Below are 11,553 nucleotides of genomic sequence, written 5' to 3'. Positions count from 1 at the left end.
ATGGCTCGGCACTACCGGTCTGGACAAAATATCACCACGCGCTGTGCAGGCAGGCCGCACAAGGGCTGCCGCCGCTTATCCACAACTTGTGTCACCTGCCCCGCACAGCCTGTGTGGATAGCGCGCAAACAAAAAGCCCCGCCGAAGCGGGGCCTTGTGCGTAACGGGAGGGCGCATCACTGCGCCACCGCCATTACTTGTAGTCGCGCACGTCGTGGCCGGTGTAGACCTGGCGCGGACGGCCGATCTTCATTTCCGGGTCGACCTGCTGTTCCAGCCAATGCGACACCCAGCCAGCGGTACGGCCCAGGGCAAACATGACCGTGAACATCTCGGTCGGGATGTTCAGCGCCTTGTAGATGATGCCGCTGTAGAAGTCGACGTTCGGGTACAGCTTGCGGGCAACGAAGTATTCGTCCTGCAGCGCGGCCTGTTCCAGCTTGATGGCCACGTCCAGCAGCGGATCCTGCACGCCCAGCTGACCCAGCACCTGCTTGGTCATCTCACCGATCACCTTGGCGCGCGGGTCGAAGTTCTTGTACACGCGGTGGCCGAAGCCCATCAGGCGGAAGCCCGAGGTCTTGTCCTTGGCCTTGACCACGGCCGATTCGACGTTGTCGGCCGAACCAATCTCTTCCAGCATCTTCAGCACGGCTTCGTTGGCGCCGCCGTGTGCCGGGCCCCACAGCGCGGTGACGCCAGCGGCGACCGATGCGTACGGGTTGGCGCCGGTGGAACCGACCAGACGCACGGTCGAGGTCGAGGCGTTCTGCTCATGGTCGGCGTGCAGGATGAACAGCAGGTCCAGCGCCTTGACCACGTCCTTGTTCAGATCGTACTTGCCATCGGCCGACTCGAAGGTCTGCTTCAGGAAGCGGCTGACGTAATCCAGCGAGGTGTCCGGCTTGTTGGCCGGCAGGCCCTTGCCATGGCGGTAGATCAGCGCCGACAGGGTCGGTACCTTGGCGATCAGACGCACGGCAGCCTGGCGGCGCTGCTCGGCGTCGTCCAGGTCCAGCGAGGCGTGGTACTTGGCCGACAGCTGCGCGATCGAGGCAGCCAGGATCGCCATCGGGTGGGCGTCCTTGGCGAAGCTGCCGATCAGCGTGTTGATCGAATCATCGACACCGGCTTCGGCGCTCAGTTCGGCTTCGAAGGCCTTGAGCTGGCCGGCATCCGGACGCTCGCCATTGATCAGCAGGTAGGCCACTTCGACGAAGCTGGACTTCTCGGCCAGCTGCTCGATCGGATAGCCGCGGTACAGCAGCACACCCTTGTCACCATCGATGTAGGTGATGGCCGACTTGCAGCTGGCGGTGGCGGTGTAGCCCGAGTCGTAGGTGAAGAGACCGGTTTCCTTGGTCAGCTTCGAGATATCGACACAGTTATTGCCCAGTACGGGTTTGACGACAGGCAGAACGACCGACTTGTCGCCGGCGTTGAGCGTGACCTGATCAAGATCGGACACAGTGTGCGCTCCTCAAGTGGAAGGCGCCTGTCCTGACGAATGGGGTGCGGGCAGGCGCGTGAAGGAAGTCCGCAGTTTTCCACTGCGGTTCCGACGATTATCGCACAGCAGCATTTGCAGATTGCGAAGACAAAAGTCTTATAGGGCCGGGTTTGCCTGCGACACAGCGTCGCGCTGGCAAAGCCGCCAGATTCCGCAATGGTTCAGCCGTACGACGGACGTAACAAAACAACGGCCGCGCAGGGCGCGGCCGTTGTCGGGGCAGCAACAACCAGTCCGATCAGCGCGCGTAGCGCTTCTGGAACTTGTCGATGCGGCCGCTGGTGTCGATGACCTTGTGCTTGCCCGTGTAGAACGGGTGCGAAGCCGAGGAAATTTCAACCTTGACGAGCGGGTATTCTTCGCCGTCTTCCCACTTGACCGTCTCCTTGGAGGACATGGTCGAACGGGTCAGGAACTTGAAGTCGGAGGTCACGTCGTGGAAAACGACGTTGTGGTAATCGGGATGGATATCGGCCTTCATGGGCTCGCACCGTGTGGGCTGGTGGTCAAGACGGCCATTATAAGCACGGCTTGCCCCGGCAATCAAGCCGGGGCGATCTCGCACTGCTACAGACCCAGCGCGCGTTGCACCTGGGCCTCGAACCGGGCCTGGTCGTAGCCGATCAGCAGGGCGGTATTGTCCGCCGCGCCGGTCTGCCGGTTCCAGTCGACAATGGTGGCACCGCGGCTGTGCTTGCCGGTCAGCTCGATGACCAGCGGACGCTGCTCCACCCGGGTTGCGCCCTCGGGTTGCAAGGCCCAGGCCATGGCCAGCGCATCGGCGGCATACCAGCGCTCGCCGCGACTGTCCTCCGACCACAGCCGGGTCTGGCGCGAGATCAGTTCGTAGAAACGCGCCTTGCCGGTATCGGCCGCCAACCACTGCTCCACGTCACGGTGCAGCAGGCCATGGGCCAGAGTGGCTTCCCAGTCGGCCACATCGGTGTGCGGGAACTGCGAAAACACGATGTGCGCCGCCTCCGGATCGAAGGCGATGTTGAACTCGGCGCACGGGGTGATGTTGCCGTGGCCGGTGATGGCACCGCCCATGACCAGGAAACGCTTCACCCGCTGCGGCAGGCTCGGGTCCAGCTTCAACGCCAGCGCGATATTGGTCAGCGGGCCCAAGGCCACCAGCACCAGCTCGCCAGCGTACTGGTGCGACAGGCGCAGGATCGCCAACGCTGCATGCTCGGCCTCCACCTTGCGCGCGGCCAGCGGCAGGTCCACGTCGCCAAAGCCATCGCGGCCATGTACATGCGCCGCATCCTCGGCCGGGTACACCAGCGGGTCCGGGGTACCGGCAAACACCGGCACGTCCTCGCGGCCGGCCACTTCGCACAGCTTCAGCGCATTGCGCACGGTGTACTCCAGGCCGACGTTGCCCGCTGCCACCGTCAATGCGACCACCTCGTGGCGCTCGTCGGCAAAGGCCATCAGCAGTGCCAGCGCGTCATCCACGCCCGGATCAGTATCAATCAGCAACGGAATCTTCTTGCTCATCTTCTGCTTCACTTCTGGTTGGCCATGGAGTCTGTCACGGCCTCCATGACAGTGGAAGCACACAATCAGGCCGCTGCGTAGCGCACCGCGCCACCAATCCAGCGGTTGACGATGCGATCAGCCAGCGTCGGTGCGTCGTTGAGCAGGCGTTCGGCCAGTTCGTGCACGGTTGGCAGCAGGCCGGCATCGCGGGCCAGGTCCGCCACCCGGAATGCCGCCAGGCCGGTCTGCCGCGTGCCCAGCAATTCGCCCGGGCCGCGCAGTTCCAGGTCCTTTTCCGCGATCAGGAAACCGTCGGCGGTATGGCGCATGGTCTCCAGGCGCTCGCGTGCCATCGCCGACAGCGGTGCCTGGTACATCAGCACGCAACTCGATGCGGTGGCGCCGCGCCCTACCCGCCCGCGCAACTGATGCAACTGCGCCAGGCCAAGACGCTCGGCGTTCTCGATGATCATCAACGAGGCATTGGGCACATCGACGCCGACTTCAATCACCGTGGTGGCAACCAGCAGATCGGTTTCCGCCTGCTTGAAAGCACGCATCGCGGCCTGCTTCTCTGCCGCCTTCATGCGCCCGTGTACCAGCCCGATACGCAGTTCCGGCAACTGTGCCGACAAGGCTTCGAAGGTGGACTGCGCGGCCTGCGCATCCATGCGGGCATTGCCCGGGCCTGCGGCTTCCTCGCTTTCCTCGATCAGCGTGCACACCCAGTACACCTGCCGGCCCTGTTGGCAGGCGATGCGGATGCGCTCGACCAGTTCCGGGCGGCGCTCGGCACTGATGGCGATGGTCTGCACCGGGGTACGGCCCGGCGGCAGCTCATCGATGGCCGAGACGTCCAGGTCCGAGTACGCCGCCATCGCCAGCGTGCGTGGAATCGGCGTGGCGGTCATCACCAGCTGGTGTGGCACCACCCCGGCGCTGGCGCCCTTGTCACGCAGGGCCAGACGCTGGTGCACGCCGAAGCGGTGCTGCTCATCGACGATGGCCAGTGCCAGGTCGTTGAACACCACGTTGTCCTGCATCAGCGCATGCGTACCCACCACCACCTGCGCATGGCCGGAGGCAACTTCTTCCAGCACCTTGCTGCGCGCCTTGCCGGTGACCTTGCCAGCCAACCAGGCAACACGGATATCCAGTGGCTCCAGCCAGGCGCGCAGATTGGCCAGGTGCTGCTCAGCCAGCAGTTCGGTAGGCGCGGCCAGCGCCACCTGCTTGCCGCGCTCCACTGCCAGCATTGCCGCCAGGGCAGCGACCACGGTCTTGCCGGAGCCCACGTCGCCCTGCACCAGACGCAGCATGGGATGCGCACGCGCAAGGTCCTTGCGGATTTCATCGAAGACCCGCGCCTGCGCGCCAGTCAGCTGGAACGGCAGGGATTCGCGCAGCGCCTTGACCAGCCCATCGCGGCCGCGCAGCGACGGTGCCCGATGCTGCTGCAGGGCGATGCGCTGGCGGCGCAGGCTGAGGTGGTGGGCCAGCAGTTCTTCCATCGCCAGGCGCCGCTGCGCCGGATGGATACCGGCCGCCAGTGCGGCAATATCGGCGTCACGCGGCGGGCGGTGCATGGTCAGCAGCGCATCACGCAGGGACGGCAGGCGCAGCCCGGCCAGGAAGCTGTCAGGCAGCAGTTCCAGCGTGGCCGCGTCCGGCAGCCGGTCCAGGGCCTGGCTGATCAACTTGCGCAGGCTGGCCGGGCCGATGCCTTCAACGGCGGGATACACCGGATCCAGCGCCTGTCCCAGTGCCGCGTCCTCGCCCTCGCCCAGCACGTGATAGCTGGGGTGGACGATCTCCAGCCCGTTCTGGCCGGGACGCGGCGTGCCATAGGCGCGCAGACGGCGCCCCACCGCGAACTGCGCTACCTGCGCAGCGCGGAAATGAAAGAAGCGCAGCAACAGCGTGGCGCCGGAGTCATCGCTGATCGCCACCCGCAATACCGGGCGGTAGCGGAAGCCGCGCTCCACGGCCTCTACCCTGCCTTCGACCTGTGCGGCCATGCCGGCCTTCAACGCGCGGATCGGCAGCAGCGTGGTGCGGTCCTCGTAGCGCAATGGCAGGTGCAGCCACAGGTCCTGCAAAGTGGTCAGGCCACGCGCTTCCAGCTTGGCCGCCACCCGTGGCCCAACCCCGGCCAGACGGCTCAGCGGTTCGGTGGACAGATCAAGGGCGGCAAGGTCACGGCGTGCAGACATGGCGTAAGGATGCCGTCATGCGCGGCAAACAGAAACCCCGGCGTGGTTTGACGCCGGGGTTTCCTACTTCGGCAATGCTGATTTATCCCGATGTTGTCGATCGGCGCCTTCAGGAAACCCGTAGTGCCGAGCCATGCCCGGCAGCGGCCTTCCCGGTAGAGCCTCAGCCGAGCATGGCTCGGCTCTACCGAACGCCCCCAGGTTTCCTGTGCCCCGGGGGACTTTGAGCAGCAACGACGCTGTCAGAACTTCACGCTCATCTCCAAACCATAGGTGCGCGGCTCGGTGATGGTGGCACCGACCACGCCCAGCGGGTCGCGGCCATAGGTGTTCAGGCCACGCACGTACTGCTTGTCGAACACGTTGTTGGCGTACACCGCCCAGGTCCAATGCTTCAACGGCGAGGTCCAGCCGACGCGCACATCGGTACGCTGCTGCGATTCACCGATGTTGAGCACCTTGCTGATACCGCAGTCGCCCTGCAGATCGGAACCCGCATTGCAGCGGGTGGCGCCACGATAGGCATGGCGCAAGGAGAAGCGCAGCTGCCCATTGCCGCCCAGCTCGGCCACGTAGACAGCGCCCGCCGACGCGGTGAAGCGCGGCTCACCGGTCGGTGCGCCGTCCAGGTCAACGCCTTCCGGCGTCACGTAGTTCTTGTACTTGGAGTCGATCCATTCGGCCGCCGCATCCAGGGTAAAACCTTCGGTGACCTTCCAGCGCATGTCGAAATCCAGGCCAGTGGCTTCCAGATCGCTGGTGTCGAACACGTAGACGGGGATATCGACCGGGTTGTTCGGGTCCGGATCGATCAGGCGGATGGCCTGGCGGTTGTCATAGCGGTAGTGGAAGGCGGACAGGTTGTAGGAGAAGCTATCAAAGCTTTGCTTCAGGCCGATCTCCAGGTTCCACACGTCCTCGTTCTCGAACGCCGGGCCAATCTGCAAGGCATTGAAGCCGCCTGCCTTGTAGCCCTTGGCCAGCGAGCCGAACACCATGGTGTCGTCATTGAGGTGGTAGTCGATGACGAAGCGCGGACTCCAGTCGCTCCAGCGCTTCTTGTCGCGCACCTGCTTGCCCTTGTTGACCATCGCCGGCGGGTCGATGAAGGCCATGTCGAAGGTGAGCAGCTCGCGGGTGATCGGGATGCCCATGTCCGCAAGTGCCTGGAAGAAGCCGATCATCTCCAGCGTATCCAGCTTGGCCTCCAGCCCCGGCGCGTTGCGCGGGGTGTTGAGCCAGGTGAAATCCTTCTCGTCGCGGGTGTAACGCAGGCCGAAGGTGAGGTTGAGGCGGTCGGTGGCCTTCCAGATGACATCACCGAAAGCCGCGTAGGAACGCGTACCCAGGGTATTGCTGAAGCGCTCGTTCCACTTCTCGCCAACCAGTGAAATCGGAATGCCATTCATCTGCGCCAGCATCGAGGTGAAGTTGAACAGGCTGCCGTCGGGGATGCCCAGCTGATAGGCCACGCCCATGTTGCGGATGATGTTGTCCACCGCCTCGGTATTGGTGTTGACCTCACTGGTCTGGCGCGCGTCCTCGTCGAAGTAGCTGGCCCCGGCCACCCAGTCGAAACGCGCGTTGCTGCCGGAGAACTTGAACTCCTGGTAGAGCGTTTCATTGCTCTCCGTGTTCTTGGAGTCCACGTACAGGTCGTAGCGGTTGGTGCCGTCTTCCTCGGTGTGGTTGGTGGAGTCGTACTTGCGCCACGAACTGGTGGAGGTGAAATTGCCCCAGGACAGGGCGTGGTCGATGATCAGGCTGACGCCGTCGAAGGTGCGCCACTCGGCGTTGTCGGCATCGCTATAGGTCTTGATCCTGCGCGGGTCCAGGTAGTCGTCCGGGTCTACCGGCACGCTGGGTCGGGCCGGATAGGCCGGCAGCGGCACGATGCCGGTGGTGACGCGGCCATTCTGGTCCAGGCTTTCATGGTCCCAGCTGAGGTAGGCGGTGGTGTTGTCACCGAACCGGCTTTGCCAGGCCGCACGCGTGGCCCAGACGTTCTCGCCGCCCAGGTCCTTGCCGGTGGCACCGTCCTGGAACCAGCCGTCACTGGTATTGATCAGTGCATTGAAGCGCAGCGCGGAGTTGTCACCGGTGGGGATGTTCCACATCGCATCGGCGTACTTCTTGCCGTAGTTGCCCACCCGCACGGTGGCGCGTGCCTCGGTCCCGGCCTGCGGGCGACGTGTCACCAGCGAGATCGCGCCGGCGGCGGTATTGCGGCCGAACAAGGTACCCTGCGGCCCCTTCAGCACCTCGATGCGCTCCACATCGACAAACGGCAGCAGCACACCGCCGCCGCGACCACCGTAGACGCCATCGACGAAGATGCCCACCGCCGGATCGGTGCCGATACCGAAGTCGTCGGTCTCAACCCCCCGCAGCTTGAACGAGGGCTGGGTGGGCTGCACCGCATTGATCACCAATCCCGGCACGAAGGCATCGATGTCGCCGAGGTTTTCCGCTGCCACATCGCTGAGCAGGTTCTGGTCAACCACCTGCAGGGCGATCGGCACATCCTGTATTTCCTGCTGGCGGCTCTGCGCGGTGACGGTGATGCGGTCCAGCGTGGTGGCAGCATCCTCCGTCGCCGACTGTGCCAATGCCGTCCCCGCCGTGCCCAGCACCACCAGCCCGGCCATGGCCCGCTGCAACCCGACTACCAGATTCCGTTGCTTCACTCGCATCGCGCTCTCTCCCACGCAGTGAGGTGTAAAGCCGGCGTCAGACGGCCGGCGGTCCTGTATTGCCCGGCTGGCCTTCACCGCCGGTATCGCAGCTTGTCTCCAGCGCGTCGATCCATTGCCGGATCAGCGCCACGCCTTCCCTGTGCACGACCGCCCGCCCGACCTCGGGCATCATCACCGCCGGATCGTCGCTGTCCATGCGGAAGGCAATGATCGAGGCCTCGGCATCGCCGGGCTGGATGTCGTAGCGGCGATCACCGGTGCCCTTGCCGGCGGCGATCGGCTGCTTGCACATGCCCAGTTTCAGATGATCCTGGGTGGGCGCATCCAGCCACAGGCCCGAGGTGATGGCCGGGCCGGTACGGCTGTGGCAATGCCCGCAATTCACGTCCAGGTAGGCGCGCGCACGCGCCTCCAGCGCGGCGCCAGGGTCGCTGGCATCGGCCATGCGCGGCACCTGTTCCGGTGCCGGCAGGTGTTTCAGGTAACCGATGGCGGCCAGGTGCGCCAGCTGGTTGTCACGGCCAGCGGCATAGTCGAAGTCACGGTTGAGATGGCGCGCCTTCGGCCCGATCGGTTGCAGCCGGCGTGAGCGATTGTCGGTGACATGGCAGCCGGCACACTGGTTCTGGTCCGGCACCTGGTAATGCAGCGCTTCACGGCTGCCATCGGCGGCCAGCAGCTCCAGCTCGACGCTGGCACCGGTGCGCTGCAGCGTGGCCGCGGTCTGCGCGTGGTTCCATACATACGGCAGCGCCACCCAGCCGTCCTTGCGGTGGATCAGCAAACGGGTCTCGATCAGCCGCACCTTGGACAGGTCCAGGCGCTCGTCGTGCAGCAGCGATTGCGATGGCGACGTGCGTGCCACCGCGTTGCCGCCTGCGTCGCCGGTGGCGGGCAAGGGGTAGTAGAAGGTCTTGCTGAGGATGGTGCCCACCGGGAAGTCGAACGCGTGCTCGGGCTGGTAGCCGGCCGCCTGTCCCTTGGGCATCCACACCGTGCGCAGCTTGTGCGCGTAATCACTGAACAACGGCGTGTTCAAGTCATAGGGCACTACCCCGTCGTTCAACGACAGGTGGCCATCGCGCACCCGCAGCAGCTGCCATTCGTCCAGCGTGGCCGGCTGGCCCTGCTCGAAGAAATGCACCGCAGGCGGCTTGCCGCAGCCGGCCAGCGCCAGCAGCGCCGCCGCCACTACCATGCCCCGCACCATCAGCGTGCCCATGCCCTGCCCTCAAGCACGGTTCAGGTCGATGGCCGGCAAGCGCGGCAATTCGCAGTCGAACGGCTTGGCATCCTTGCTCGGGTTCTTGTAGCCGCCCGGCCCGTCGGCATTGACCACACCGCTGACATCGCGCAGGCAGATCTGCGGCCCCAGCTTGACCCCGTCCACCATGCGCTCCTTGTTGTAATAACCATCCCACAGCACATCCGGGAAGTTGCCGGTCAGGCCGTACAAGGCCACCTTCAGCGCTTTCAGGTCCAGTCCATCGGGCGAATCACCGCCGCCGGACAAGGTGTTGTTGTGGATGTAGATGCGCTCCGGGTACGGGTCGAAGTTGGGTGAGGCGCTGCTGTCCTTGTAACCGGTGGAGTACACGCTGGAAACGATGATGTTGGTGGTGGCGTTGTCGCGCACCTCGTTGTCGAACACCTCGATGTCATCGTTGGAGTTGATGACGATGCCCGAGCCGGCCGGCACGCTGGCCACCGGCGTGCCCTTGGCGCCGAAGTTGGCGTGGTTGTTGGCGATGACCTTGTTGTTGAACACGCGGATATTGGCGCCTTGCTGCGACAGCCCCGGCATGTTGAACACCAGGATGCCGCCGGTATTGCCGGTGGCCACGTTGCCGTAGACATCGGCGTTGCGGGTGTTCTCCACCTCGATGCCGGCCACGTTCTGTTCGGCGCGGCTGTTTCGCACGATCACCCCATCGGACTGGCCCACATAGATGCCGGCATCGGAGGCACCGATGGAAATGGCGTTCTCGATCAGCACGTTCTTTGTCAGCACCGGATAGATGCCATAGGCACCGTTCTTGGTGCTGGGGCCGCCGGTCCAATGCACCTTGATGCCACGGATGGTGATGTTCTCCGACTCGCTGATCTTCAGCCCATCGCCCTTGGAGTCCTCGATGGTGAGGTTCTCGATGGTGAAGTCGTCGCCGTTGACCAGCAGCCCCTCGGCGCCGGCCTTCTGCCCCTTGAAGCTGAGCACGGTGCGGTCCATGCCGGCCCCGCGGATGGTCACCCCGTCGGCGCGCAGGCTCAGACTGCGCTCGAACTGGTGGCGACCGGCCGGGATCTGGATCACATCACCGGGCTTGGCATCGAGCAACCGCTCCTGCAGCGTGGCCGCAAATGCCCCGTCGGCGGCGGCCACCGTCGGGCCCGGTTCGGCCTGCTGCTGGCAGCCACTGGCCAGCACGAGCAAGGTGGCGGAAACCGCCCAGGTAAGGCTGCGCTGCATGACCAACTCCCATACGCCGGCAGATGTTGGGCGCAGTCTGGCCTTCAGGTAGTGTTCACGCGAAGGGCAAGAGCGGCATACTTGGGGGGGCAAAGCGGACAAGCTGGAGGGGCTTGAATGCATCGCAGGAGTGCTGGCGGCGACCGCCTGGCCATCGCCAATGTACCAACCAACATGCTCAGCGGCCTGTTGCTGCTCGGCGCGGAGCTGGGCGTGGACAGCGACAGCTGGCTGGCCGGCCTGCACCTGAGCCAGGACCAGCTCAACGATCCGCGCACGCGCATCTCCTATCGCCAGGCCTATGAGGTGATCCGCCGGGCGCTGCCGATGCTGCCGATCGACGCCGCCGGGCTGGCCATGGGCGGGGCGCAGAACGGCGGCAATTTCGGCCTGCTCGGACTGGCGATGAAAACCGCCCGCACCTTCGGTCAGGCCGTGCGCATTGGCCTGGACTACCAACGCAACCTTGGCCCGCTGATGGACCTGGTGCTGGACGATAGCGATGCCGATACCCTGGCGGTGGTTGCCACCGCCCCGGAACAGGCCCAGGACCTGCTGCCGTTCCTGTGCGAGGAGATGTTCTCCAGCATCCTGATGCTGGGCCGCGAGCTGGCCGGTGACGGCTTCAACCCGGTGCGGCTGGAGCTGGCCTACCCGGCCCCGCCCAGCATTGCCGCCTACCAGGCGCTGTTCCGCTGCGAGCTGCGCTTCGGCCAGGCCCGCAACGCCATGCTGGTGGAGCGCCACTGGATGCAACTGCCGTTTGCCAGCTACAACCCGGTGACCTCGCAGCAGGCCCTGTCGCTGTGCCGCGCGCAGCTGGCCACCCTCGCCTCGCGCGGTGAAACCACCGCCGTGGTGGAGCGCCTGCTGCGCGCGCAGCTGCGCGATAACCCGCAGATGAGTGAGCTCGCCCAGGCCCTGCACCTGAGCGAGCGCAGCCTGCGCCGCCAGCTGGCCGAGGAAGAAACCAGCTTCAGCGAAATCCACGACCGCCTGCGCACCGAACTGGCACTGGAACTGCTGCAGGAGCCGGAGCTGAGCATTGCCGCCATCGGCAACCAGCTGGGCTTCAACGACGCCCGCGAGTTCCGCCGTGCATTCAAGCGCTGGACCGGGCATACCCCCAGCGATATCCGCCGCCCGCCGGGCTGAAACGCAGATGCCCGGCATAGGCCAGGC

General features: G+C 65.2%; 8 protein-coding genes. 1 reads left to right on the top strand and 7 read right to left on the bottom strand.

Annotated features, from left to right (window positions below):
- Positions 1–193: 193 nt before the first annotated feature.
- From B2527_RS04890 to B2527_RS04860, 7 genes are all read right to left on the bottom strand, one after another.
- Entirely contained in the window at positions 194–1,468 is a 1,275-nt protein-coding gene (locus B2527_RS04890) for a citrate synthase (protein WP_293706415.1), read from the bottom strand.
- A 280-nt stretch (positions 1,469–1,748) separates the two neighbouring features.
- Positions 1,749–1,991 carry a type B 50S ribosomal protein L31 gene (locus B2527_RS04885; RefSeq protein ID WP_054657059.1) on the bottom strand — a complete coding sequence of 81 codons (243 nt, stop codon included), beginning with the start codon at positions 1,989–1,991 and terminating at the stop codon, positions 1,749–1,751.
- 86 nt (positions 1,992–2,077) lie between these two features.
- Positions 2,078–3,013, bottom strand: a complete 936-nt coding sequence (locus B2527_RS04880; RefSeq protein WP_293706414.1) for a nucleoside hydrolase — start codon at positions 3,011–3,013, stop codon at positions 2,078–2,080.
- Between the two features lie 65 nt (positions 3,014–3,078).
- Positions 3,079–5,208 (bottom strand): ATP-dependent DNA helicase RecG, encoded by a 2,130-nt coding sequence (gene recG, locus B2527_RS04875; protein ID WP_293706413.1) that lies wholly within the window; start codon positions 5,206–5,208, stop codon positions 3,079–3,081.
- Between the two features lie 242 nt (positions 5,209–5,450).
- Entirely contained in the window at positions 5,451–7,895 is a 2,445-nt protein-coding gene (locus B2527_RS04870; protein WP_293706412.1) for a TonB-dependent receptor, read from the bottom strand.
- 43 nt (positions 7,896–7,938) lie between these two features.
- Entirely contained in the window at positions 7,939–9,126 is a 1,188-nt protein-coding gene (locus B2527_RS04865; RefSeq protein WP_293706411.1) for an SO2930 family diheme c-type cytochrome, read from the bottom strand.
- Positions 9,127–9,135: 9 nt separating this feature from the next.
- The gene (locus B2527_RS04860; protein WP_293706410.1) at positions 9,136–10,371 is read right to left on the bottom strand and encodes a parallel beta-helix domain-containing protein; all 1,236 of its coding nucleotides are present in this window, start codon (positions 10,369–10,371) and stop codon (positions 9,136–9,138) included.
- Positions 10,372–10,488: 117 nt separating this feature from the next.
- On the opposite strand from B2527_RS04860, the gene B2527_RS04855 reads away from it, so the two are divergent.
- Complete coding sequence (locus B2527_RS04855; RefSeq protein WP_293706409.1) at positions 10,489–11,526, top strand: AraC family transcriptional regulator; 1,038 nt, start codon at positions 10,489–10,491, stop codon at positions 11,524–11,526.
- Positions 11,527–11,553: the final 27 nt, after the last annotated feature.

Source organism: Stenotrophomonas sp. UBA7606 (assembly GCF_002477705.1).
GTDB lineage: Bacteria > Pseudomonadota > Gammaproteobacteria > Xanthomonadales > Xanthomonadaceae > Stenotrophomonas.
This window is presented reverse-complemented; position numbering and strand designations above follow the sequence as displayed.